22 protein-coding genes, 2 pseudogenes and 1 riboswitch are annotated in these 23,517 nt (G+C 61.7%); of the genes and pseudogenes, 3 read left to right on the top strand and 21 right to left on the bottom strand.

Annotated elements, in window-relative coordinates:
- Positions 1–58: 58 nt before the first annotated feature.
- From KJS47_RS11580 to KJS47_RS11520, 13 genes and pseudogenes are all read right to left on the bottom strand, one after another.
- Complete coding sequence (locus KJS47_RS11580; protein WP_213525216.1) at positions 59–541, bottom strand: RidA family protein; 483 nt, start codon at positions 539–541, stop codon at positions 59–61.
- Positions 542–574: 33 nt separating this feature from the next.
- Positions 575–1,368, bottom strand: a pseudogene (locus KJS47_RS11575) (lipid II flippase Amj family protein).
- Positions 1,369–1,398: 30 nt separating this feature from the next.
- The gene (locus KJS47_RS11570) at positions 1,399–2,034 is read right to left on the bottom strand and encodes an NUDIX hydrolase (protein WP_213525215.1); all 636 of its coding nucleotides are present in this window, start codon (positions 2,032–2,034) and stop codon (positions 1,399–1,401) included.
- A gap of 25 nt (positions 2,035–2,059) precedes the next feature.
- Positions 2,060–2,557: a GyrI-like domain-containing protein gene (locus KJS47_RS11565; protein ID WP_213525214.1), complete on the bottom strand. Its 498-nt coding sequence runs from the start codon at positions 2,555–2,557 to the stop codon at positions 2,060–2,062.
- A 40-nt stretch (positions 2,558–2,597) separates the two neighbouring features.
- Entirely contained in the window at positions 2,598–3,152 is a 555-nt protein-coding gene (locus KJS47_RS11560; RefSeq protein ID WP_213525213.1) for a DUF6886 family protein, read from the bottom strand.
- An 81-nt stretch (positions 3,153–3,233) separates the two neighbouring features.
- Positions 3,234–3,698 (bottom strand): hypothetical protein, encoded by a 465-nt coding sequence (locus KJS47_RS11555; RefSeq protein WP_213525212.1) that lies wholly within the window; start codon positions 3,696–3,698, stop codon positions 3,234–3,236.
- Between the two features lie 159 nt (positions 3,699–3,857).
- Positions 3,858–4,418 carry a VUT family protein gene (locus tag KJS47_RS11550; RefSeq protein WP_213525211.1) on the bottom strand — a complete coding sequence of 187 codons (561 nt, stop codon included), beginning with the start codon at positions 4,416–4,418 and terminating at the stop codon, positions 3,858–3,860.
- Complete coding sequence (gene queF, locus KJS47_RS11545) at positions 4,415–4,915, bottom strand: preQ(1) synthase (RefSeq protein ID WP_213525210.1); 501 nt, start codon at positions 4,913–4,915, stop codon at positions 4,415–4,417. The genes KJS47_RS11550 and queF overlap by 4 nt, the downstream gene beginning before the upstream one ends.
- A gap of 127 nt (positions 4,916–5,042) precedes the next feature.
- Positions 5,043–5,086: riboswitch (PreQ1 riboswitch) on the bottom strand.
- Between the two features lie 233 nt (positions 5,087–5,319).
- Positions 5,320–5,901, bottom strand: a complete 582-nt coding sequence (locus KJS47_RS11540) for a histidine phosphatase family protein (RefSeq protein ID WP_213525209.1) — start codon at positions 5,899–5,901, stop codon at positions 5,320–5,322.
- 41 nt (positions 5,902–5,942) lie between these two features.
- Positions 5,943–6,836 (bottom strand): CPBP family intramembrane glutamic endopeptidase, encoded by an 894-nt coding sequence (locus tag KJS47_RS11535; RefSeq protein WP_249716320.1) that lies wholly within the window; start codon positions 6,834–6,836, stop codon positions 5,943–5,945.
- Positions 6,833–7,402 carry an orotate phosphoribosyltransferase gene (gene pyrE, locus KJS47_RS11530; protein WP_213525208.1) on the bottom strand — a complete coding sequence of 190 codons (570 nt, stop codon included), beginning with the start codon at positions 7,400–7,402 and terminating at the stop codon, positions 6,833–6,835. Before pyrE ends, KJS47_RS11535 begins: the two co-directional genes overlap by 4 nt.
- 78 nt (positions 7,403–7,480) lie before the next feature.
- Positions 7,481–9,373: an ABC transporter ATP-binding protein gene (locus tag KJS47_RS11525; RefSeq protein ID WP_213525207.1), complete on the bottom strand. Its 1,893-nt coding sequence runs from the start codon at positions 9,371–9,373 to the stop codon at positions 7,481–7,483.
- Positions 9,361–11,157, bottom strand: coding sequence for an ABC transporter ATP-binding protein (locus KJS47_RS11520; RefSeq protein WP_213525206.1), 1,797 nt, complete (start codon positions 11,155–11,157; stop codon positions 9,361–9,363). The genes KJS47_RS11525 and KJS47_RS11520 overlap by 13 nt, the downstream gene beginning before the upstream one ends.
- A gap of 382 nt (positions 11,158–11,539) precedes the next feature.
- Here KJS47_RS11520 and KJS47_RS11515 point away from each other — a divergent pair, with 382 nt between their 5' ends.
- Positions 11,540–13,984: a septation ring formation regulator EzrA gene (locus KJS47_RS11515; protein ID WP_213525205.1), complete on the top strand. Its 2,445-nt coding sequence runs from the start codon at positions 11,540–11,542 to the stop codon at positions 13,982–13,984.
- Positions 13,985–14,293: 309 nt separating this feature from the next.
- On the opposite strand, the gene KJS47_RS11510 is transcribed toward KJS47_RS11515, so the two are convergent.
- The 4 genes from KJS47_RS11510 to KJS47_RS11495 all read right to left on the bottom strand — a co-directional run bounded on the left by KJS47_RS11510 (position 14,294) and on the right by KJS47_RS11495 (position 17,565).
- A complete protein-coding gene (locus KJS47_RS11510) occupies positions 14,294–14,767 on the bottom strand; it encodes a GNAT family N-acetyltransferase (RefSeq protein ID WP_213525204.1) in 474 nt (157 codons plus the stop codon).
- A gap of 20 nt (positions 14,768–14,787) precedes the next feature.
- Positions 14,788–15,216 carry a GNAT family N-acetyltransferase gene (locus KJS47_RS11505; RefSeq protein ID WP_213525203.1) on the bottom strand — a complete coding sequence of 143 codons (429 nt, stop codon included), beginning with the start codon at positions 15,214–15,216 and terminating at the stop codon, positions 14,788–14,790.
- Between the two features lie 214 nt (positions 15,217–15,430).
- Complete coding sequence (rsgA, locus tag KJS47_RS11500; protein ID WP_213525202.1) at positions 15,431–16,495, bottom strand: ribosome small subunit-dependent GTPase A; 1,065 nt, start codon at positions 16,493–16,495, stop codon at positions 15,431–15,433.
- A gap of 293 nt (positions 16,496–16,788) precedes the next feature.
- Positions 16,789–17,565, bottom strand: coding sequence for a helix-turn-helix transcriptional regulator (locus KJS47_RS11495; protein ID WP_213525201.1), 777 nt, complete (start codon positions 17,563–17,565; stop codon positions 16,789–16,791).
- A 116-nt stretch (positions 17,566–17,681) separates the two neighbouring features.
- On the opposite strand from KJS47_RS11495, the gene pyk reads away from it, so the two are divergent.
- The gene (gene pyk / locus KJS47_RS11490) at positions 17,682–19,097 is read left to right on the top strand and encodes a pyruvate kinase (RefSeq protein ID WP_213525200.1); all 1,416 of its coding nucleotides are present in this window, start codon (positions 17,682–17,684) and stop codon (positions 19,095–19,097) included.
- A gap of 474 nt (positions 19,098–19,571) precedes the next feature.
- Here the strand turns inward: pyk and KJS47_RS11485 are convergent, their stop codons facing one another.
- The 3 genes and pseudogenes from KJS47_RS11485 to KJS47_RS11475 all read right to left on the bottom strand — a co-directional run bounded on the left by KJS47_RS11485 (position 19,572) and on the right by KJS47_RS11475 (position 22,057).
- Positions 19,572–20,831, bottom strand: coding sequence for an MFS transporter (locus KJS47_RS11485; protein ID WP_213525832.1), 1,260 nt, complete (start codon positions 20,829–20,831; stop codon positions 19,572–19,574).
- A 320-nt stretch (positions 20,832–21,151) separates the two neighbouring features.
- Positions 21,152–21,520: pseudogene (locus KJS47_RS11480) on the bottom strand (NUDIX hydrolase); the annotation flags it as partial.
- A gap of 180 nt (positions 21,521–21,700) precedes the next feature.
- Complete coding sequence (locus KJS47_RS11475; protein ID WP_213525198.1) at positions 21,701–22,057, bottom strand: VOC family protein; 357 nt, start codon at positions 22,055–22,057, stop codon at positions 21,701–21,703.
- Positions 22,058–22,386: 329 nt separating this feature from the next.
- On the opposite strand from KJS47_RS11475, the gene KJS47_RS11470 reads away from it, so the two are divergent.
- Complete coding sequence (locus tag KJS47_RS11470; protein WP_213525197.1) at positions 22,387–22,770, top strand: VOC family protein; 384 nt, start codon at positions 22,387–22,389, stop codon at positions 22,768–22,770.
- A 105-nt stretch (positions 22,771–22,875) separates the two neighbouring features.
- On the opposite strand, the gene KJS47_RS11465 is transcribed toward KJS47_RS11470, so the two are convergent.
- Positions 22,876–23,499 carry a GNAT family N-acetyltransferase gene (locus tag KJS47_RS11465; protein ID WP_213525196.1) on the bottom strand — a complete coding sequence of 208 codons (624 nt, stop codon included), beginning with the start codon at positions 23,497–23,499 and terminating at the stop codon, positions 22,876–22,878.
- Between the last annotated feature and the right edge of the window lie 18 nt (positions 23,500–23,517).

The raw sequence follows: 23,517 nt of genomic DNA, 5'->3' as shown, positions 1-23,517 counted from the left end.
AATGCATCTCCTTTCTTGAACTACGCACGTTTACCTCGGCCGCTGCTTTTCGACGCCGTCATTCCTCCTGCACCTGAAAAATCGAATCGACGATGACCGGTAGGTTGCCTCTAAGCGAGCTGGCTCCGAATACCGAGCGGGCATGCACACCCCGCTCTCCGAACACCTCCGCGAGCAGGTCGGAGCATCCGTCCAGCACCATGTGCGGCTCCTCGAAGCCCGGGTCGCTGTTCACGAACCCTTGCAGCTTCACGACCCGCTTCACGCGCTCCAAGGAACCGAGCTCCGCCTTCACGACCGCTAGAATTTCGAGCCCCGTCTGCCGGGCGAATCGATACCCTTCTTCCGTCGTGAATTCCCGGCCGAGTTTGCCGGACGGATTCCCCGCCGGTCCTTTGCCGGACACGAACAGCAAGCCGTTCACAAGTACGGCGTTCGTATAGGACGCCGCGGGTCCGCTTGCAGGCGGCAGCACGAGCCCCAGCCTCTGAAGCCGGCTCTCTACCGGTTCCTGCGCACTCCCGGCTTCGTTTCGGTTCATATGGCGACTCCTTTCTCTATTCTCCCAGTCTCCCTAAATCCAGGTCACGATGATGCGAATCCAATAAGCGGCCGGGACGAGCAACAGCTGCGCCAGCAGTGTGCCCGCGAACCGGGACAGCATCAGCACGCCGTAAATGCGGCCCAGCTGATCCTTCTGCGCGGGGTCGTTCATTGCCCGGTCGGTGAGCAGTCCAAGTTGGGGATCGAGGAAAATCGTAAGCAGAATCGTCGCAAGTCCATTGATGAGCCCCGACGAGTTGGCCGCCGCCGTCCGCAGGTCGGGTGTCAAGTAGGCGGCATAGAGCGAAGCCAGCACCCCGGTCGTATAGATGGCCGTCACCAGGCAATTGAGCAGGAGGAGCCGCTTCGGAATATCGAGCACCCGCAAGCTCGTCAGCATGGCGAAGGTCGGTTTTTTGAGATAGGCCGTAGACTTCTTGAGCTGCCCGACCGTCACGCTGGCCGCCAGCTTCGGTAGCGACCCCGCCACCTCCAGCCGGGAGATGATGCGCGAGAAACGCTGACAAAGGTGGGAAAGAACAAAATTGCGAGCAGCGTACCCGCCGACGAGGCAAGCAGGATCGCCCGGAAGACATCGAGCAGAGGGTAGGTGTCGTGGGCGATGGCGTAATCGACGAACTTGGCGGTCAGCGGCGCCTGGATCAGGTTCGCCGTCCGCGAGACGAGCACGATGATGCCGGTCAGCGACAGCGCGATGGCCAGCTTGCCCAGCTTGACGCCGGCGAACCGGACGGAGTAGGACAGCGTCTCGGCCGCGTGGATGATAAGCGTCAGAACGCTGACAAGCAGAATGGAATTGGTCATGGCCCCGCTCCCGTCTCTTCCGGGTCCGGATCAGGGGCGATACGCTTCCGCCGCCTGCAGCACCCATTCGTAATAGCCCGTTTCATGAGGCACCAGGTCCCGGAAGACGACGGTCCGCGTCTCCTCCCGGTACGTCGTCCCCTCCGGCCCGTCGAGTATGATTCCTTCGGCAATAGCCTCCGCGTCCCGATCCCGGACCAGTCTCTTCACGTCCGCGAGCCGGAGGAGGAACAGGCCGGTCACCTCCTCCTTCTGCAGCACGTAATCCGTCAGCGTCCGATCGGACCGGTACAGGAAAACATGGCAAAATTCCCGGTCGATGAGATCGGCGCGGATCGTCTTGTCTTGGGCGTAGACGCCGAGCTCGTACAGCTCCTCGAACGGAACGGCGAGCCCCAGCTCCTCCGCCAGCTCCCGGCTGCCGTCCCGCACAGTCTCCCCGGCCGTCAGATGGCCCGCGCTCGAGATGTCCAGCCGACCCGGATACGTATCCTTGTCCGGGTGGCGCAGCTGAAACAGCAAATACCGCTCCTCTCCCCGGTCCTGTACGATCCAGCATTGAAAGGAATGATGCCAATAGCCGTGCCTGTGGACCTCGTGCCGGGGAGCCGTCCCGCGCCAGCGGTTATCCGCGTCGTAAATGTCAAACCATTCGTGTGTCGTCATGCTGTCCTTGCCCTCCATTATCTAATCATTCTTCTGCTGCCCGGGGTGCTTGCACGGGAATGAGCAGCTCGACCGGCTCTTCCTCCGCCTCGTCGTCTATGTAGTACACTTCGATCTGAGAGGCGCCGTACCAGAGCCTCTTGTATTCGTTTTCCCGGATCCAGCCGTGCAGCCGGTCGTAGCCTTGGCCGATGGTCTTGTTCGTGCAGCGTACCAGGGCATAGGTCGCCTGCGGCAAGAACAGGTCAATCATGCCCGCCGGCACAGGCGCGCCTTCCGCTGTCTCGAGGCAGGCGAGATACGCGGCGTAGATTCCATTGCACATAAACGGCGAGACCAAGACCCCCTCGTTCACCTGCTGTGCCACTTCCTCTTTCCTAGCCCATAGCTCTCTCTGTACCTGAATCGCCGCGTCGGGGAAGCCGGACGGGAAAGCGGCAGTGCGGGACAGCCCGGTGAGGCGGTACTCCCTCTCGACCAGCTCGCAGGGAAATACGGCGGTCTCTTTCGTTAAGTTTGTCACAGGCAATCTCCTCTCCATTCTATAAGACGCTTAGCCCGCTTCATATGGAGGCGGGCCGAGGTGCCATGCTTCCGCTGCCGGAGGCGGGCGGCTGAGCCTCGCGAAACCGGTAGATGCCGAAATCCGGGAAGTCGGATGCCAGTATCGCCTCCCGCAGCGGATGCAAATTGGGCGTCAGCCGCAGCTCCACGCCATGCTCCAGCAGTCGGTCGACCAATTTGGTCAGCACCGTCACTTGAGCCGGCACCACCGTCTCCTTCGCTATGTAATAGCCGGCTGTCCGGTCGAACAGCTCGAAGAGCTCTTCCGGCAAAGAGTACCGGTAGAGCGTGCATGCCTGCAGTCTGGCATACCAGCCGCTCTCGATTGTCACAATCGCGGGAGCGTCGGTATGGGCGAAGAATCGCTCCCGGTTCTCCTCCGACAGCGTCTCCGTCCGCCGCAGTACGATCCGCGGGCAATCCCGCGGAAACCAGTAGGTAAATTCGCTGCTCTCGTGGAGCGCCCATACAACGGCCGGAAAGCCCGGCCGTCTCTGAAGCTGGCGGGGAACGAACCGCTCGATCCCCGGCTTCTCGCTGTAATGGTAAAGCATGGACACCTCCTTGGGGGGAACTAGCTCGTCCCTATCTCGTCCTCTTCTCCCACTGCGCCTCGGCTCGTTCCGTCCCTGTCTCTATGCCTGGCGGCTGCGGAGAGGCATCCGCCGGATCAGGGCGGAGAGCAAACCGAATGACAGCCCCTCCGCCGCGAACTGACAGTAGAAGAGGGAGGCCTCCAGCGTAAAAAAGATCGGAAACAGGCCGGCGAACAAAAGCGCGATACAGGCCGCCGGAAGGAGAAAGAAGAGACCGCACAGGACGGTCGTCCAAACGATGTCCGCTGCCGGACCGCCCGCCTTCCGGTGCACGATCGTGCCAATGAGCAGGTAGAACGGCACTCCGATGAACAGATGGCTCATTCCGGTCCAATAGAGAATGCTCTGCCGGTCTCTCTCTACGATGCCTTCGCCCCAATAGGACACCAGCAACCCCTTGTAGACCTCGTAGCCGATCCAGTAGGAGAGCACGGCCGCTCCCGCGAGGAGCACTCCCCGGATCAGCTGCTGCCCTTTTCGCACCTCCGCTCTCTCTTGTACCATAGGCGTCTTCCTCCCAGCCGGGACCCAACATCCCTCGTTCTTGGTGTATGGAAAGTATACGCCAACCGCCCAGTTTATTCCAGACGGAAAACGAACCGCTGAGCGGTTATCGGGACAAAAAAGAACCGCCCCGAGGGGGCGGTTCCGTTGTTTGCAGGATTAGGCGCGGGCCGATCGGTTCCACGCAGGGACGGCCGCGATCAGTCCGGCGCCGAGCATCTGCATGCCCAGCTTCACCACGATCTGGCCGAGAATGGCGTAGCCAACCGCTTCCCATGGCAGGATGCCCGAGAACAGCGGAGACAGGCCGATAAGGACGAACACGACGCTGTCGACGGCGCCGCCCACGATTCCGCTGTAGAGGACGCGGAGGGCGAACGGGACCTTGAGCCGCGAATAGATCTCCGTATCGGCCGTTTCGGACAAGACGAAGGTGGCTGAGGACGCCAGCACGATCCAGAGCGTATCTCCCGCCAGGTACGAGGTGAGCGCAGACAGGAGAAGGGCTCCCCCGATCGCCGCATACGTCTTGAGGCGGCCGACCGCGTTCTGGACGAGGTCCCGAAGGATAAAGGTAGCGCCGATCAGGAACGACCCGGCCGGCACGAGGAGCGGGCCAAGGGCGAGCGGAGCGACTGCCGCGGTAACGATGTTGGCCGCCGTAATCGTGGCGAAATAGAGGACGAGAAGCGTCCAGTTGCGCGTATGGTTCGGCTTCATCGGTTGTCCACCTTCTCCGGATAGAGATCGTGGTTCAGCAGCCGATGCTCGGCCATCCGCTCGTACTTCGTGCCCGGGCGCCCCCAGTTGCAGTACGGATCGATCGAGATGCCGCCCCGCGGCGTGAATTTGCCCCAGACCTCGATATACCGGGGCTCCATGAGAGTGATCAGGTCGTTCATAATGATGTTGACGCAGTCCTCGTGAAAGTCGCCATGGTTGCGGAAGCTGAACAGATACAGCTTGAGCGACTTGCTCTCCACCATTTTCCGTTCGGGAATGTACGAAATGTACAGCGTGGCGAAGTCCGGCTGCCCCGTCACCGGACAAAGGCTGGTGAATTCCGGACAATTGAACTTGACGAAGTAGTCCCGCCCCGGATGCTTGTTGTCGAACACCTCCAGGACGTCCGGATCGTAGTTGAACACGTAGCGCGTTCCTTGGTTGCCGAGCAGTGTAACGTCCGGCATTTCTTCTTTTTGTCTACCGTCAGGCATAAAAAAAATCCCCTTTCTTTTTCTCCGGTTGCCCGGCTTTGCGAAAAAGAAGAATGAGATTCGAACCTGGCTCTTCTTGCAAAAAACCTAGGAATGCGGGAATAAACGATGCCACTTCCGGCGTCGTCGCTCCTTAGTTTTTTATAGAGGGAGTTCGCGAACCTCTCCCGGCGCCGTATGAAGACGAGCCGGAGTTTCTTCTCTGGTTTCACCAGCTGTTAGCATACCACAAGCCGGGCAGCTTGTGTACCTATTGTTTTCTGGGTTTCCCTCCGGCCGTTCGCAGGCAGCCGGAACACGAAGAAGCAGCTCCCGGAACGGCCGTCCGGGAGCTGCTTCATGTCCGGCTAAGGCCGGGAGGGCTGCTGGTCTAGCAGCCTTCGACCGTATACGCCGGAATATGTTTATACCGGTTCCGGCTCCCACAATCTCGCTACGTCTGCCAGCCGCTCCCCCTCGAAGGTGAGGCGGTAAATGTCCGGCATCGTCGTCGATTCCCAGAACACGTAATCGTAATAGGGATCGTAATGATTCAGGATCAGCGTCATGATGTCGCCGTGCGTGCCGATGACGATCTGCTCGCCCGCATGCTCGCGCAGCAGCCGGCCGATCACCCGCACCGCCCTCGCCTGCGCCTCCCGGCTCGACTCGCCTCCCGGGAATGCGAATTCCGGATCCTCATAGACTCGTCGCTTCGCCTCCCGGAACAGGTGCCCCGAGATCGGCTGGTCGTCTCCTGCCAGCCTTCGCTCTCTCAGGTCCTCCTCCAGCCGGATGCCGGCTCCGCGCGTCTCGGCCGCCTCCCGAATGGTCAGCACCGCTCGTTCGTAAGGGCTTGATACGAAGCGGTCGATCGGCAGCCCTCCGAGCAGGAAGCGAACCCGCCCGGCAGCCCGTGTTCCCTGCTCCGACAAGCCTCTTTCCCGCTCTTGTCCTTCGATATAGGGGGATTCCGCATGCCGGACCATATAAATCGTCGTCTTCATCGCTGCCTCCTGTTCTTGGTACTGGTTCTCTTCCTCTCTCCTCAAAACACCAGACCTGTCAACACAAACACCACATTCATGACGATGTGCAGGATCAGCACCGGCAAGAGACCGCCGGAGCGGATCGTGACGCCGCCCATCAGCCAGCCGCACGGAATGAACAGGAGGCAGACCAGCCAGGGGAACCCGATCGAATAATGATAGAGACCGAAGGCGGCGCCGGCGAACAGCAGACCCGCCCGCTCCCCTGCCGCATCCACGAGCCGGGCCAGCACATAGCCGCGCCACAGCCATTCCTCCAGCACGGCATTGACGACGGCGAACAGGAGTCCGTAGCCCAGCAGCCGGGGGAGATCCTCTCTGCCGAAGTCGATAAGGAAGACGGAGACCGTCCCCGTCACCGCCAGGAAAATCAAAAGGAACCGCCACACCGGGTCCCGGATGCCCCTCCAGATGAAGGGGGTGTGGATGGGAGCCCGGAAGCTTCCCAGAGCAAAATAGTTGGTGCTCCCCGGTCTCCATCTCGCGAGCCAGCATAGGGGAAGCAGAAAGCCGAGGAGACTGAGCCGGGATAAGACGATCCCCGCTTCCCGCGACCCGTGCCAGAAGGCGAGGAGATCCGTCTTCCCATAAACGGAGATCCCGTACCCCGCTATGTAAAGGCCAGTCATCCACCAAAGGGGACGGTCAGCGAGCGGGGACCTTAGGCCGAGCAGCGCCGCCAGCACCAGCAGACCCGCTCCCCACCAGAAAGAAAGCAGCTGAACCAGGACGACCGCCAGCACGAACCCGATTAGCGGCGTCAGCGGCAGCCGATGCGGGGCGGGTAAGGGGCGTTCGTCAGCAGCCCCCCTCCCCTCCACCCCAAGTCCCATCGCACGTTCCGTTCCGCCGTCCGATTGGAGAGGGCCGCGGGAGACGCCGCCGATTCTCACAGGGCGGCCTGCTCCTGCTCGTGCTGCTGCTCCTCTCCCGGCTTGCCGGCAGCCGCAAGCTCCTCCATCCGATAGAGGCTGTGCAGAGTCAATCCCGCCGCCTTCAGCTTTTCCCGTCCCTCCGGGAGCCGCTCAATGACACACAGGACATCCTCCACGACAGCACCCGCCCGGCGAAGATCTTCCGCGCTCAGCAGCACCTGCCCGCCCGTCGTCACGACATCCTCAACGATGCAGACCCGTTTGCCTGCGACCGGAGCGCCCTCGGCGATTTTGCACGTTCCGTAAGCCTTCGCCTTCTTGCGGACAAAGGCGGCCGGTACGCCCGACGCCAGAGACAAGGCGGTGACTACCGGAATTCCGCCCATCTCGAGTCCTGCCAGCACTTCGGTTCCTTCCGGCACGATCTCGGTCAGCCGCTCGGCAATCCGCTGCAGCGCAGCAGGGTCTGCCTCGAACAGGTATTTGTCGAAGTACTCGCTGGACACCAGCCCGGACCTCAGTTCAAACTCGCCTTGCAGGTGGGAAAGCTCATAAATGCGGCGTGCCAACTCTTCTTTGTTCACCGTGCACCCCTCCATGGATGGATAGTAAAGGCTGTCTTGCCGCCTTCTTGACCAACCAAAATAGTACCGAACCGCCGGCTACTTGTCTACCAGTACTTGGAATTCCTGTTCCGGCGATCCGTCCTCTTCCTCGTCCCTTCCGTACCACTGGGCCTGGGCCCGGTACATCTCCGCATACTTGCCTCCCGCCTGCAGCAGCTCCTCGTGCGTGCCGATCGCCGCCAGCCTGCCTTCCTCCACGACGACGATCCGGTCGGCGATCCGCGCGGAGCCGAGCCGGTGGGTGACGATGATCGACGTCTTGCCGCGGGCGATCTCCGCGAACTGCCGGTACAGCCTCGTCTCCTCCACTGGATCGATCGCCGCGGTCGGCTCGTCGAGCACGACCAGCTCGTGCGCCCGGTAGAACCCGCGGGCGATGGCGACCCGCTGCCATTGGCCGCCCGACAGATCGACGCCGTCGAACTCCCGCGACAGCATCGTCTCCCAGCCCGTGGGAAAGACGGGGGACCCGGCATCCAGCTCGGCCTTCCGCGCAGCAAGCTCCAGCCTGTCGTCATCCCGGCTGTCCGGCTCGTCCCCGTCCGTCCGGCCGCTGATCGCGACATTGTCTCGGAGGGAAAGCTTATAGCGCTGGTACTTTTGCAGCACTCCGGAGATTCCTCGATAAAGCGCGGGAGCCGAAACGTCCCGGGTGTCGACGCCTCCGATCCGCACGCTCCCCTCGGTCGGCAGGTAGAGACCGGTCAGCAGCTTGACGAGCGTCGTCTTGCCTGCGCCGTTCTCCCCGACGATGGCGATCGTCTCACCGGGCTCCACCTCCAGGTCGACGCCCGAGAGGGCGTCCGTCCCGGCTCCGGGATACCGGAAACGGGCACCCGCCAGTACGATCCCGCCTCCCGCGTCAACCGCGAGTTCCCGGCCGCCCCGCTCCGGCATATCGAGGAAGCGGATGAAATTGCGCACCGTCCCCAAATTGCGCGAGATCGAGCCGAAGTGATCGGAGACGATCTCCTTCATGATACCGAACATCATATCGATGGAGGCGAAGACGGCGGAGAAGGCGCCGATCGAGATTTCACCCTTCAGAAGAGCGTCGAACAGCAAGTACAAAACGCCGACGTACCCCGCCAGGGTCAGCAGCCGCATCGCGATCTCAAGCAGCCCCGTCCGGGACTCGGCGGTCCATGTCTGGCGATTCAAGAGGACAAGTGAAGTCCGGTACAGCTCTCGAAAGAACCCGAACGCCCCGAGCAGCCGGGTTTCCTTGAAATAGTCCCGGTCGCCTATGCAGCGCTCGTAATACTCGAATTCACGGCGGATCGGCGCCGCCTTGTCCTCCAGGCGGGCGAAGACGACGCTGCGGATTAGCTGGGAGGCGGCAACCGGCACGAACACCAGCAAGAGCGAGATAGCGAGCAGCGGCTTCAGCTGGTACAGGTAGAAGCCCATGAATAGAAAGTAAGGCACGTAAAAGACGAATAGATTCATGACGGTGAACAGCATGAACAGACTGTTCGTCATACCCTCGTCGGCTTTGTTGATGTCATCGAGAAGCGCAGGAGTTTCGTAAGCGACGGGGTCCAGCCGGGACGCTTTGGCATTCATCCGGACCGTCAAATACCCGCTCATTTTCTTCAGGAACGTATTGCCCATGAAGTTGTGCACGCCGTTCAGCACCTGCGAGCCGATGTTCACTGCGCCGAGCCCGATGCCGAGCCAGACGGCGATATGGACGGCGGTCTTCCCGGCAACCGCCTGCGTCACCGCATCAAAAAAATGCTGCGACACGAGTGTAATCAAGCCGTACGACATCCCGTGCACGATGGCGACCACAACACAGAGAAGGAAAAACCACGGCATCGCCTGCATGACGAATGGGAGCAGCCGGCCGAGGATGGCCGGAAGAGAGATCCGCCGCCGGTCATCCTTGGCTGTCGTCTTCTTGTCTTGTGCGTTTATTGGTACCAACTCCTCTGGCTTTCGTACATGCGGGCATACAGCCCGCTGCGCGCCATCAGCTCCCGATGGCTGCCCTGCTCCAGCACCCGCCCCTCCCCGATGACGAAGATGGCGTCGGCAAGCTTGGTGGAGCCGAGCCGGTGGCTGATGAACAGCGTCGTCTTGTCGCGGCTGATCCGCTCGAATTCCTCGTACAGCCGGCTCTCGCTGATCGGATCGAGCGCGGCCGTCGGCTCGTCCAGAATGCGCAGCGGCGCGGGGCTCACCATCGCCCGGGCCATCGCGAGCCGCTGCCATTCGCCGCCTGACAAGTCCTGCCCCGCCTCCTTGATCTTGCCGAGCGGGGTATCGGCTCCGAGCGGAAGCCGCTCCACGACCGGCCCCAGACCGACCGTGCCGATAACATGGCGGATGCGCTCGTCCAGCTGCCCGGCTCCGAGAGACCGGACATCTCCTACCGCGATGTTGTCGCTTAGGCGGATCGAGTAGCGTGCGAAGTCCTGATAGACCACGGAGAAGAAGGCTTTGAGCTCCGGCTGGGAGTAAGTCGACAGCTCCCTGCCGTTCAGCAGAATCGAGCCCTCATAATCCGTGTACAGCCCGGTCAGCAGCTTGGTCAGCGTCGTCTTGCCCGCCCCGTTGACGCCGACGAAGGCGTAATGGGCGCCCGCCTCGATGCGCAGCGTAAGACCGTCCAGAATCGGGCGCTCCGAGCCCGGATAGCGAAACCGCACGTTCACGAATTCCAGCGACTTGAACACGGGAGGCGATGCCGCCGGCTCCTCGCACGCTCCCTCGGCTTCCTCCATCGCCGCCAGCTGCGCCGTATCCCGCATGAATTCCCGGTGCTTCGCCAGCTGCTCCACTTGGCGCGTCAGCTGCCAGGACATCATCTGAACCATGCCGAAGATGGCATTGACAAGAGAAAGAAACATCCCGATCGTCAGCGCCCCGGACAGCACCGGCTGGAGCAGGACGAGCGTGATGACAATCGACAGCAGCGCCGTCAGCACACTCCCCGACTTCATCTTGATGAACCATGCTTTCTCCGTATTGTATTCGATAACCCGTGCCGTCTCGTACTCCCGCTGCCAGGCGGCGTTCATAGCCCCGCCGAACCCGAACAGCGTCCGCTCCTCGACCGCGTCTCTTCCTTTCAGCAAGTCCCGCATATATTCGTATCGTCTCTTGAGCCGGGACACGTCCCGGTTCGCCTGGTACGTCGCCCGGCCGCTGCGGACCGCCAGCGCGAACAGCGGCACCGAGACGACGAGGATGAGGAGCGCCGCCCACCAGACGTGCGCAACGAGGAGCCCCAGTACGCCGAATACGCGCAGCCCGAGTGCGGTGAGCGACAGCAGGTCCGAATAGGCATTCTTCAGCTGAATCTCAGGCTTGTTCGCGACGCGGGAGACGACGTCCCACGCTTCATGATCTTCTATGTACCGGTAGGCGAGCTTCGCCCGCTTCTCCAGGACGGCCGTCCGGAACTGCTCCCGGATGGCCAGCTCGAGGCGGACCATCCCAAGCTTGTTCAGCTCCCCCGCTATCCAGCTGTAAGCGAGCAGCGCCACCACAATCAGGAGGGGGGCATAGATGGCTCCCCTCTCCGCTTCTCCCCGCACGACGGCCAGCGCCGTGTCGAGAAACTTCGCGGTGGCCACGATCTGGAGCGTCGGCACGACGCCGCCGAGCAGCGTCTGCAGGGCGACGAGAGCCGCCATCGCGGGCGAGCTTCGGAACGTCAGCCGAATCACGTCGGCCAGGCCGTATGGCCGAGCGTCGAGCTTCATAAATTGTTTCCCCCTTCCCTAACCCCAAAGGCAGTATGCACCGCAAAAACACTTTCCCCGGGCAAGCAGCCACGTGAACAACACTTTTATTATAAAAGAGCGCCTCCCGAATTACCATTGTTTTCCACTACTGGAAGGCGGTTACCGCCCCCCACTAAGTACAATTAGGAAGCGCTGAGGCGGACATGCCCCGGCAGCCCGCATCGAGTATAATGGAACCAAGAAAAGACAATTAGGCCAGCCGCTCCCCAGCCGAGACCGGGCCTGGAGACAGAGCTGCCGGACTCACCGGTCCGCCGCGGCGCCGCCGCCGATTACGACGGGAGCGCCCGTTCCGGGACGAGTCGGAGCAACGGGGAGCGAAGCAAAGGGGGATGAAAAGGTGAAAAAAGGATGCGCAGTCTTGCTGCTGGCCATGCTGTGTCTGCTCGCCGCCCTGCCCGTATGGGCGGCAGACGTGCCGGCGCAGACGGGCCTCGTTACCGATACGGCCGGCATGCTCGGCGGCAAGACGCAGGTGGAGCAGGCGGCCGCAGGGCCGGATTATACCTTTCATGTGCTGACGGTGGACAGCCTGAACGGCGAGCAGCCCGCCGTCTACGCGGAGAAGGTGTACCGGGCCTGGGGCCTGACCTCCCGGGACGTCCTGCTCCTGATCGCCAAAAACGAGCGCCGAACGGAGATGAACTTCAACAATCCCGAGCTGCTCGCGAGGCTGGACGCAAAGTATCGGCTCGGCAACCAATCCATTGGGCAGCTCGTCACGGAAACCTTCAATCCGGAGGCGCAAAGGGGCGACTTCGCCGCCGGAACGATCGCCGTCATGAAGGCGGTGCACAATCTGCCCACACTGCAGGCGGTGCCATCGGCTCCGGCACCAGACCGGACGGCCCGCCCGACCGCTGCTCCCGGCAGCGTGCCTTCGGGCACCTCCGGCACCCAGGAGCGCTCGGCAGCACCGCTGCTGGCGCTGTTCGCGGGAGTCCTCGTGCTGGCGGCGCTCGTCTACCTGGGCGTCTGCCTGTACAAGCGCAGCCAGCTGAAACGCACAGCCGGGCAGGCACAGGCGCTACTCGTCGACATTGCACGCGCCTCGGAGGCGCTGAAGCCGTTCGACGGGCTCGTCCAGGGCAGCACGGAGCGGATCGTCCGCGAGCTGGATGAGCGGCTCTCGGCGCTGACCATCGAGGCGAGCGCGTTCGCCGGAGAGCTCACGGACAACCCGCCGGCACTGCTGAGTCTGCGCGCCTTGCTGCGCGTGAACCAGGAGGCGGCAGACCGGCTCGCCGGCCTGACGGGCCGCAGCCAGCAGGCGCAGCAGGAGATCGCCCATTTGACCGAGGTGGATAAGACGGTCAAAGCGCAGGTTACCGGGCAGGCGGACCGGCGCATCCGCCTCCGCACGGAGACGGAAAGAATCGGCCGGGAGCACGGCTATCCCCTCACCTATCTGTTCGGCGAGTTCGACCGGCTCGAGCAGGAGATCGCCCGTGCTTCGGACCTCGCGGTCTTCGATCCGGTGGAAGCGCAGCAGGTTGCGGACAAGGTGCAAAAGGACCTCGACGACCGGGAGCGGGACGTGAAGGAATTCCCCCGCTACCTGGAGGCTCTTCATACGTTCCCGGAACGGGCGGCGGCGACCCGCCAGGAGGTGGACGGGATCATCCGCGAGCACGGCCTCAAGCTGCCCCATACCGACCCGTTCGCCAACCTCGAGAAGGCGCGAGCCAAGGTTCCTCCCCTGGAGGAAGCGCTCAAGGCGGGGCAGATGGACGACGCGCGCGCAGTCTCCAGTGAGATCGACAGCCTGTTGGCCGATGCCGTCGAGATGACCCGCCGGCAGGCATACTTGAAGGAGAAGAACCAGACCGATATCCGCTTCCTCGAGGAGAAGCTGGCGCAATACCACCGGCTCGCGGCCGAGCGGGATGCGGAATGGGACCGTCTCCGGCGGACCTACGCTCCCTCCCATTGGGAACCGTTCTGGAAGGAGGGCCAGCAAGCCGAGGAACGGCTGCTCGCCGCCGAGGCCGGACTGCCGGTGGTGCGGGTGCTGACGAATGACGAGCATCAGGAGTTCGACCGGGCGCGGGAAGCGCTCGACGGCATGCTCGCTGCGAGCGACGAAGCCGACCGGACGGCCAAGCAGCGCGAAGAAGCGGTCCGCGGCTGGGATCGCGCGGTGGCTGACGCGAAGCGCGGCCTGGAGCAGAGCGAGGCGAGCTTCACGGCCGCAACCCGGCTGATCCGGACGCAGAACCTGCGCTTCCACGCCGGCTACCCGATGGAGCCTGCGATGCAGGCCATCGAAGCGCTGCAGAAGGAAGCCCGCCGGCAGCTGGCCACTCCTCCCTACCGGCTGGAGGAGCTGGCCCGGACCATGGAGCGGCTGCGGACGGAGACGGACCGGTTCGAGAGAACGGTCCGCGATGTACTCGCCGCCAAGGAGCGCGCCGAGCTGCTCGCCCGCGAGATGAACGACCGGTTCCGGACCGTCAGCGGCCGAGTGCGAGGCAGGGTCAACACCGCCGGCTACCAGCGCCATTACGCCACCCGGATGGATGCGATCCACAGCCTGCTGGCCGCGGGCATGTACGAGAAGGCCCAGGAGGAAGCGAACGCGATCCGGTCGCTGGTCAGCGGCATGGAGAACGAATACCGGATGGCGGTCTCACGAGAGCAGCAGTCCGGCGGCTCCAACTGGGGGTCGGGCTCGGGCTCCTCCCACGGCGGCGGCAATTCGTCGGGCGGCTCCAACTGGGGCTCCGGCGGCGGTGGCGGCTCCCGGAATAACAACAATAATTCGTCCGGCGGCTCCAACTGGTGAGCCTACGGAGGAACATAACGACAGCAGCCTGCCCTCGCGAGAGGGCAGGCTGCTTTTATGACATGGATGTTCTTGTTTTTCTGGCTGCTCTATCGAGTCCGGCTTGTTCGGGTGCTCTACCGAATCCGCCGTCAGCTTGCGTAACGCTTGAGCAGTTTCCGCAGTCCTGTAAGCAATCCGACTGCACATAGAGCGGATAAGGGCAAAGAGAGGGCAGCGTAGATGGATCCCCCATACATATAATCCGAAAACCGTTCGTGGAAATAAGAAAATCCGAATTGCAGGCTGCGGAAGAGGAGGGCCCTCCTCCTACAAATCTATAGCCATCAAAATGCCGGCGATGCGATCTCCCTTGTAGTCTTCCATTTGCTTCAAGCCGTAGGGGAGAAAGCCCTGCTTGAAATAAAACAGAAGCGCCTTTGTGTTCGTGTTGTGACAGACCAGATTTAGCTGCTTGGCCTGATAGGAGCGGGCTTTCTCCTTCATCGTTTGAATCAGATACGTCCCCGCTCCGCTGTTTCTTACGCCGGGAGCCACGATGACGTTGCCCAGCCAATACTCCTGTCTGTCCTCATCCGTGTACAAATTGCCGTATCCCGCGATTTGGCCATCCCGGAGAATAACCGTCGGTTCCAGACGGCGGAGCGCCGCCTCTTCCAGCTGCTCCGGCGCCAGCGGATACTGCCCCTTCGGAAACATGTAAAAGAGTTCCTCCGGGCTCTGAGGAAATGCCGCGATAATCGGAAAATCTTCATGAGCGGCCGTTCTGTGGGCGAATGCCATGCCGTCACCTCCAGAAGTGATCAGAAATATTTCTTAAATCCCCTGCTCACGGAGCCGTCGAAGCCTTCTCGCTCAAAAAACCGATGGGCTTGATGACGCGTGGCGTTGCTGAGCAGCATGATGCGGTGGCAGTTCAACGATTGGCAAATGTCCTCCACATGCTGGAGCAGGGCTTGTCCTACTCTCTTCCCCCGATGATCCTCATGCACGACGATGTTCTCGACTACGCCGTACGGCCTCAGCCCATGCATCGCCTGCAGGCAAATATTGAGGGTGACCGTACCGATCAGGACTCCCTCTTCTTCATAAACGAACAGGTATGTATGGGGATCGTTTCGGACCACTTCGATCTGCTCTTCCTGGACATTCATTTTTCTGCTGTTCGGCACCAGCATTTTGTACAAACCGAACAGCTGGTCGCGATCCGTTCTTACCGCTTCCCGAATCATGGGCTCTCTCCTTGCCAAGTAGAATGAAGGACTGCTGCTTGTCTTGCTACTATACCACCACTTCTAATATATGGTAAATGGCATGCGGTTGATCCCCTTCTTTTAACGCCGAACACCTTGTTAAGCGCTTCGTCCCCCCTAGCAAAAGAAAAAAAAGCCGTCAAGCCCTTTAGGACCTGACAGCCTTTTTCTTGGTTGAGCTGCGCCCTGCTGCTCACTCCCGGTTGCTTCTCTGCTTGGCGGCCTGGTGAATTTTCTTCCACTTGTCCTTATGGGCCGCCTGCAGAGACTTGTTCTCCTTGCGCGCGAGAAAGGCCAGCTCTTTTTGCAGCTTCCCGTAATTGTCGAACCGGCTGCGTGGCAGCGTGCCGTTCTCAAGCGCCTGCTTGACGGCACAGCCCGGCTCCCGGTCGTGCCGGCAGTCCGGAAACCGGCATGTACTGGCCAGCTCCTCAACGTCCGCGAAGGACCCGCTTAAGCCTTCCTCGGCTTCCCACATCTGCAGCTCGCGCATGCCGGGCGTGTCGATGAGCATTCCGCCACCGGGCAGCACGACGAGCTCGCGGTGCGTCGTCGTATGCTTGCCCCGGTCGTCGCCCTCCCGGATGCCGCCGGTACGCAGCCGCTCGCTGCCCATCAGCCGGTTGATCAGCGTCGACTTGCCTGCTCCCGAAGAGCCGAGCAGTGCCACGGTCTCGCCTTCCTTAAGATACGGCTCCAGCTGCTCGAGCCCTTGGCCCTCTACCGAGCTGACAGGCAGTACCGGGACGCCCGGCGCGATCGCGGCCGCCTCCGCCGTCAGCGCCTCCACCCGATCCGAGAGATCGGCCTTGCTCAGCACGATGACCGGGTTCGCTCCGCTTTCCCAAGCAAGCGTCAAATACCGCTCCAGCCGGCGCAGGTTGAAATCCAGGTTAAGCGCGCTGACCAGAAACACGGTGTCGATATTCGTGGCGACGATCTGCTCCTCTACCGTCGGGCCCGCCGCCCGGCGGGAGAATTTGCTGACTCGCGGCAGCACGCCGTGGATGGTTGCCCGGCCTTCTTCCTGCCGAACGGCAAGCGCTACCCAGTCGCCGACTGCCGGATAGTCTGCGCGGCCAGCCGCTTCATGCCTCATCCGGCCGGAGACTTCGGCGAGTACATCGCCTTCCTCTGTGAGCACCCGGTAGAGATGCGTATGCTCCATCGCCACGCGCCCCGGCACCCAGCCCTGCTGTTGATATGTGTGAAAGGCCGCTTCCCTTTCGGGGTTCCAGCCCAATTGCTTCATCTTCATCTATTGATTCCTCCTGTGGATTGGGGTTGCCGCCTCGCAGCGGCCAGCCTCTACAGGAGCCTTACGTAACTTGTTCCTGTCTACCTAAGGGCACCTGCAGAGGACAAACATTTCGTTCCAACATTCACAATTGACATAACCCATCATTCCTTTCTGCAGCGTACCCGCCTGCTTCTTCAGTTTAGCCAATTTCCGCCGAAATGCCCGGGAAAAATTGGGTATAGTCGAGTTTTCTCGTCTTCCGCTCATTCGCAGCGTCAGAAATTCTAATCCCGCTTGCCGGGAGACTCCCGTTAAAGCAGCGGGGGCTCCCTCTCGCTCAGATAGGAGGACGGGGACCTGCCCGTCGCACGCTTGAACAGCCGGTGAAAATACGACACATCCCGGTACCCGACGAACTCCGCGATTTCTCCGACCGACAGGCTCGATTCCGTCAGCATGTATTCCGCCGTCCGGATCCGGTGCCCATGCACGAATTCGCTGATCGTCTGCCCGGTCGCCCGCTTGAAGACAGCAGCAGCATGATTGGGCGTGCGGCCGATTGCCGTCCCGAGCTCCTCCTTGGTCACCTTGTCGCGGTAATGGTTCCGGATATATTGCTTCATCCGCTCCGCGAGCCGTATCGTCTCGCCCGAAACCGCCCGGGCATCCAGCTCCCGGCACCAGACAACGAGGGCATCCAGCAGCAGAGCTCCTCCCCGAACGGAGGCATAAGGCAGCCCGTCGCTCCATTCCCGGTGAACGCGCTTCATCCTCTCCTGCAGCAGGACGGCGGGTCCCGCGGCAGGGAGCATTCGGACTTCCTCAAGCAAGGGAAGGCCCTCTTCCTCCTGCCAAACGAGCGTGGCGGTGAGCTTTTCGTGCAGCTGTCCGGGCGGGCTGTAAGCCGTATAAGAGGCGTCCTCCGGCACGAGGAGCACAGCTCCCGGTTCGAGCTCGAGCCGTTTACCTGCCACCTCGTACACGCATTTGCCGTACAGGCCCGCCACAAGGAGCACGAGACCGCTGTCGGCGGATCGCGATTCCTTCCAGTTGACGCCTCGGTCCAGCCGGATTTGCTGCAGCTTCATCTTTTTTCACTCCAAATTCATACTATATTCCCTCTATCATACTATACTTCATAGCCAAACCGGGGCAGATCCCGTACACTAAACACCATACGTTTCGACACGGGAGGCTGCTGACTATGAACAGAACAAAGCTGGTCTGCACGATGGGACCATCGTGCGATCATCCGGACACGCTCAAACAGCTCATGAGCGAAGGAATGAATGTGGCGCGGCTGAATATGGCGCATGGCGAGCTGGAGGAGCACAGCCGGAGAATCCGGGATATCCGCCAAGCCGCGGAGGAGACGGGCACGCCGGTAGCCGTCCTCCTCGACATCAAGGGACCCGAGATCCGGATCGGCGGGCTGAAGGAGCCCGCTTACGAGCTTGTAGAAGGAGAACGGCTGACGCTGACGACCGAGCCGGTCGAGGGCGACGGGCAGCGCATCCCGGTAAGCTATGCCGAGATGCCGCAGGTGATGAAGCCGGGGCAGACGATCCTGCTCGACGACGGGCTTATCGAGCTGCTGGTCGAGGCGATCGACGGCCCCGACATCCACTGCGTCATCGTAAACGGCGGCACGATTAAGCCGCGCAAGGGCGTGAATCTTCCCGGCGTCCGGACGACGCTGCCCGGTGTCACCGAGCGGGATATCCGCCACATCCGGTTCGGCGTGCAGGAAGGGATCGACTTCTTGGCCGTCTCGTTCGTGCGCCGGGCGGAAGACATTCTGCAGGTCCGGCAGCTGCTCGAGGATCTGGGGGCACCCCATGTCGGCATCGTCTCCAAGATTGAGAACGAGGAGGGCATCGACGAGTTCGACGCGATCCTGGAAGCTTCAGACGGCATCATGGTGGCCCGTGGCGACCTCGGCGTCGAGATTCCGGTGGAGGACGTCCCCCTTCTCCAGCGAGAGATGATCGCCAAGTGCCAGGCAGCCGGCAAGCCGAGCATCGTCGCCACCCACATGCTGGAGTCGATGCAGAGCAATCCCCGGCCGACCCGTGCCGAAGTGAGCGATGTCGCAAACGCGGTGCTGCAGGGGGCGGATGCGGTCATGCTGTCCGGCGAGACGGCGGCGGGCCGCTATCCGGTCGAAGCCGTCCGGACGATGGCGGCAGTCGTCCGCCGGGCCGAATCGATCGCGGACTACCACCATCCCGCCCCTTCGGAAGCCGCCGCTTCGCCGTCCTCGATCACGGATGCGATCGGCCGGTCCGCCGTGGCGATCAGCGAGGCTCTCGGGGCCAAGGCGATCTTGACCCCAACGGAGAGCGGCTTCACCGCCCGGATGGTCTCGCGGCATCGCCCGAGCGCGCCGATCATCGCCCTAACGCCCCACCTGCCTACGCTGCGCCGGCTGACGCTCACTTGGGGAGTCGTGCCGGTACTGAGCAGCCGGGCGACAGACACCGACGACATGCTGAGAGCCTCCGCCGCCTCCGTCGTGGACGCCGGGCTGCTGCAGCGGGGCGAGCTCGCCGTCGTGACGGCGGGCGTTCCCGTCGGCCTTGCCGGCACGACGAATCTGATCAAGGTAGAACGCGTGTAGCCCCCTCCCCCCCTTGTGCGCTGCGCGCTGTAGTCAAGGGACCATTAGAGGAGCGTTCCTCCCAAGAGAGCACGCACCCGCTCCTTCCCCAACCAAACCAAAAGCCCCGCCGTGCTCCGTAAGGAGCGGGCGGGGCTTGAGGCAGTTCCGTTCGCCGGAAGGCGGAATCTCGCAAAGCCATTATAAGCAGGCGTCAAATCTTGGACGACGGCTCCGAGGCGGCGACCGCGTGGGACGAAGCGGTGTAGCGGAACAGGATGTACCCGAGCCACACATAGACGCCGGCCGCCAAAATTCCCGACAGCGTCAGATTGGTGAACGGAAATAACTTGACGAAAGCATTTCCCCACTGCGCGTGCGGTGTGTACTTGACATTGGGAAAAGGCCGGCTCCAGCTTCCGCCGAGGTGGCCTGGGCATCCCCCACTCCGGACGGGGAAGGTGCGTCCACCAGTCCGGACGGGATAAGGCGGCCTTAGCTCTCCGGCACCGGTTCGGGCAGAGGCACGGCCGCCTCGCTCTTCCTTGGTTCCCGGTGGAAGGAGGCGTGGATGACGTAAAACACGGTCGCCACGACCGGAGCAAGCGCGGCGATTGCTAGCACTGGATGAACCCCTCCGTGGTCGTACGTCGTGCCGAGCGTATAGGGACCCGCCAGCCGGCCGAACGTGCCGATCGCGCCGACGAGGCCGAGGTAAAACGGCGAGTAGCGGCCAGCCTTCTCCGTCAGGAAGGCAGGTACCGTCGGGGCTAGGAGCATTTCCCCGAACGTCGTGATCACCATGCCGGTGATCATCATACTGTACGACTGGGACAGCAGGATGAGGCTGAAGCCCGTCGCATACAGCATGGAGCAAGCGATTAGCTGGGCGGGGAGACTGCGTGCGAGATAGCGCTTGAGCAGCGCCAGCAGCGGCTGGCCCGCGAAGATGACGATCCCGTTCACCGTCCAGAGGAAGCTGTACGACGCCATCCCGCGGCCCTGCTCATCCAGATAGGGAGCGACCCCGGAGTTCCACACGGAGGTAGAGAACCAGACCAGCATCGAGCCGAGCGCCATGAACAGGTACAGCTTGACGTTTCCGAGCAGCTGCCAGGTCGTCTTCTCGTAGACCGGCTTGCCGCCTCCCGGGACGGCAGCGGCTTCTCCTTGCGGCTCGCGGACGGTCTGCTTCAGGAAGAACAGGAAGAACAGGCCGAAGCCAAGCGTGGAGACGCTGTTCACCGTGAAATTGACGGTAAAGCTGAACATGGCGGCCAAGACGCCTGCGATCGAGGTTCCGATCGCCATCCCCAGGTTATTGCCGACATAGATCAGGTTGAACAGCTTGCGGCGCTGCTCCTTCCAGCGGAAGCCGACGTAGGCCTGGATCGCCGGCATCGAGATGGCGTTCAGGAAGCCGATCGTCATCATGACCGCGATATAGAACGGCCACTCCCTGACCGCGATCAAGGACAGCTGCGCGGTTCCGCCGAGCAGAAGCGAGCCGACGATGAGCGGCTTGACGCCGATCCGATGATACAGCGAGCCTCCCGCCAGCTGGCCGACGATCGAGGCGATCGACTGCAGCAGCAGCACGAGCCCGGCTTCCCCGTAGGACCGGTGCAGCACATTATGGACATAAAGCGTCGTCAGCGGCCACATGAACGAGCTGCCTAGCGAATTGACGAAGCTTGCGATAAGAAAATACCACGATTCTTTTGGATAAGCGGAGACGAACGAAGGCCGGCTCATGAGGATCACGCTCTCTTTCTTCTGGGGCGGCCGGTCAGCGGCTACTATCTCCCCCGCCCGCCTGCTTGTTCCCTTATCGTAACGCGGGGCGGCCCCCCGCGCGTCGGCGGAGAGTCGGAGCAGGGCGCAAAAAAACGTTCAACCATTGGCTGAACGTCTCTACGACTTTGGTCGGAGGGAAGGGCCAGTCCGATCCATCACATGAACCCGATTCTACCAGATGCCGGCGGCAGCGCACAATGGACGTCTCGGCCCAATCCGCGGGCGGAATGACCTTCCCTCGCGGCCTCTCTACCCGGTGCTCGCTGCCGTGGAGCTTCTTAGGTTTGTTGACCGCCTCTCCCGCCGCTTCCCGGCAGGCCGAGGAGGCTTGCCGCGTGCCGGAGGAGACACGCCATATTCGCCGTCATCCTCTCTTCCGCCTCCTCGAAGCGGATATACCGGTACCCGTCCACCTCGGGCAGCCGTTTCCCGCTCCGGGCATGGACAAAATATGTCGTGCACGCCATAGCGTCCAGCGGGGGCAGCTCGTCCGTCCGGCAGACGAACAGATGCAGATCCTTCGTCTTTAAGTAAGGTAGCACGCCCATATCCTTCAGCTGACTGGGGTCCAGGTTAAGGCCCGTCTCCTCCCGCACTTCTCTTAGGCAGGCGTCGACCGGATGCTCGCCTTCCTCCAACAGCCCCTTGGGAAGATCATAAAACCGGTTCCCGGTTGAATGACAAGCGAGGTACCTCTATCCATCCGTCAGCAGCAGCCCGACGGAGACTGCTTTCATGCTTCTATCCCCCCTTCCTCCTAATGCACCTGCCGGCTGGGCGGTTCATTCAGTCCGTTCCGCCCTGCTTCCGCCCTCTTGCCGCAGTCTTCATTCCGTATGGGCGACCAGCATATTGCCATCCGGATCGAAAAACTTCAAAAACCTTCTCCCCTCTTCGTCCCGAGTAGCCTTGCCCTCCGGGATGGCCTTGCATAACCGGTCCATATCCTCCCCATCCTCCACCTGAAAGCCGAACGCGGGAAAAGGCTCCACGTTCACCCGGAACGTCGTTGTCGTATCGTCCGCCGATTCCCACAGGAATAGGGTTACCTTATCGCCCTTGAATTTTACAACGGCAAAGACCCCGAAATGGCCCGCAAGCTCGCAGCCCAAAACCTCCTCGTACCAGGCAATAGCCTTGTCCAGTCGTTTGACCGGAAGCTGCACGTGACTGATCTCCCGCATACCAGCACCCCTTTTTTATGGACTCCTCCCTACATTCCCCGCCGGCTTCCGTTTTCCTTCTGCCGAGCAAGCCGCCCAGCCGTCGGAAAAAATTGGCCAAAACGCACAATCTGCCCATTATGCGGCAGGCGAACGTAACCATCTTTTTTGCATGGGAAGATGCAGGGTCGTAAATTCAGAAGAAAGGGGGAAGCTATCGGGTAGTTCTCTTCCACAACGAACCCGTTACCCTTTTACTGTGAGGATGGGTAGAGTATTATTAATTCCGAATGAAGCTTAGATGTTAGCAGAGCAACAACATCGCAACTATTAAAGGAGGCTAAACCGGAATGAAAATTATAGTGACCAGTATTTTCGTTGAGGATCAAGACCAGGCATTGGAATTCTATACGAAGACGCTTGGCTTTGTAAAAAAGCATGACGTTCCCGTCGGAGAATATAGGTGGATCACGCTTGTTTCTCCCGACGCGCAGGACGGTACCGAGCTATTACTCGAACCGAATAACCATCCTGCCGCCAAAGAGTATCAGAGTAAGATTTTCGCCGAGGGCATCCCCGCAGCCATGTTTGGTGTAGCGGATGTTATTAAGGAGTATCATCGACTATCGGAAAACGGCGTGAAATTTACTATGGAGCCGACAAAAATGGGCGAAATGACCATAGCTGTCTTCGACGATACATGCGGCAACCTTATTCAGATTGCGCAGCAGTAACTATAGAAACCCTTTCGTGCTAATCGGTTTCATGACATCGGTTAAGTTCGAACAAAGCCAAAAAAAGAGCAAAGGCCGCAGCTCATCTGCAGCCTTTGCTCTTTCCTATTTGGGGCGATCCGCGGTTCGGCCGTTATCCCCGTCTTCGGCCGCTTCCTCGGCCGTCCGGGCGTACAGAATGTGGTCCTCCCACTGCCCGTTGATCTGGAGATAGCGGAGCGCAAGCCCCTCCTTGCGAAAGCCGTTCTTGACGAGCACGCGGGCGGACCGCTCGTTGTGCGTCATGACGGCCGCCTGCAGGCGGTGCAGCCCAAGCTCGCCGAACGCGAATCGCTGCAGAAGGCCGAGCGATTCGGACGCATAGCCCTGCCCATTGCAGTGCTCGGCGAGAAAATACCCGACGTTGGCGTTCTGCCACGGGCCGCGGAACACACTGCTCAGCGACATGCGGCCGATCAGCTCGTCCACCTCTCCCGCGGCCGCCGCCCGCCGGAACACGCCGAAGCTGTATGCGGTTCCCGCCGCCAATTGCTCCGCTTCCCGGGCGATGACTTCGCGCTGGCCGTCCAGCGTGAAGAACGACTCGTCCCGCACCGGTTCGAATGGCTGCAGGAACGCGCGATTCGCCACCCGCAGGGCGAAGGCCTGCTCCGCGTCCCGCTCTCCCAGCGGACGAAGCAGCAGCCGCCCGGAGACAAGGGCCGGGCGGCGTTGTTCGTTGGATTCCATGGATGCCGTTCCCCCTTT

Origin of the sequence: Paenibacillus sp. J31TS4, from assembly GCF_018403265.1 — a bacterium.
Taxonomy (GTDB): domain Bacteria; phylum Bacillota; class Bacilli; order Paenibacillales; family NBRC-103111; genus J31TS4.
This window is presented reverse-complemented; position numbering and strand designations above follow the sequence as displayed.

Coding starts and splice junctions, on each gene's coding strand:
- KJS47_RS11580 (WP_213525216.1), bottom strand. CDS start 541: ATGAACCGAAACGAAGCCGGGAGTGCGCAGGAACCGGTAGAGAGCCGG.
- KJS47_RS11570 (WP_213525215.1), bottom strand. CDS start 2,034: ATGACGACACACGAATGGTTTGACATTTACGACGCGGATAACCGCTGG.
- KJS47_RS11560 (WP_213525213.1), bottom strand. CDS start 3,152: ATGCTTTACCATTACAGCGAGAAGCCGGGGATCGAGCGGTTCGTTCCC.
- KJS47_RS11555 (WP_213525212.1), bottom strand. CDS start 3,698: ATGGTACAAGAGAGAGCGGAGGTGCGAAAAGGGCAGCAGCTGATCCGG.
- KJS47_RS11550 (WP_213525211.1), bottom strand. CDS start 4,418: ATGAAGCCGAACCATACGCGCAACTGGACGCTTCTCGTCCTCTATTTC.
- queF (WP_213525210.1), bottom strand. CDS start 4,915: ATGCCTGACGGTAGACAAAAAGAAGAAATGCCGGACGTTACACTGCTC.
- KJS47_RS11540 (WP_213525209.1), bottom strand. CDS start 5,901: ATGAAGACGACGATTTATATGGTCCGGCATGCGGAATCCCCCTATATC.
- KJS47_RS11520 (WP_213525206.1), bottom strand. CDS start 11,157: ATGAAGCTCGACGCTCGGCCATACGGCCTGGCCGACGTGATTCGGCTG.
- KJS47_RS11510 (WP_213525204.1), bottom strand. CDS start 14,767: ATGGCATTCGCCCACAGAACGGCCGCTCATGAAGATTTTCCGATTATC.
- KJS47_RS11505 (WP_213525203.1), bottom strand. CDS start 15,216: ATGATTCGGGAAGCGGTAAGAACGGATCGCGACCAGCTGTTCGGTTTG.
- rsgA (WP_213525202.1), bottom strand. CDS start 16,495: ATGAAGATGAAGCAATTGGGCTGGAACCCCGAAAGGGAAGCGGCCTTT.
- KJS47_RS11495 (WP_213525201.1), bottom strand. CDS start 17,565: ATGAAGCTGCAGCAAATCCGGCTGGACCGAGGCGTCAACTGGAAGGAA.
- pyk (WP_213525200.1), top strand. CDS start 17,682: ATGAACAGAACAAAGCTGGTCTGCACGATGGGACCATCGTGCGATCAT.
- KJS47_RS11485 (WP_213525832.1), bottom strand. CDS start 20,831: ATGAGCCGGCCTTCGTTCGTCTCCGCTTATCCAAAAGAATCGTGGTAT.
- KJS47_RS11475 (WP_213525198.1), bottom strand. CDS start 22,057: ATGCGGGAGATCAGTCACGTGCAGCTTCCGGTCAAACGACTGGACAAG.
- KJS47_RS11470 (WP_213525197.1), top strand. CDS start 22,387: ATGAAAATTATAGTGACCAGTATTTTCGTTGAGGATCAAGACCAGGCA.
- KJS47_RS11465 (WP_213525196.1), bottom strand. CDS start 23,499: ATGGAATCCAACGAACAACGCCGCCCGGCCCTTGTCTCCGGGCGGCTG.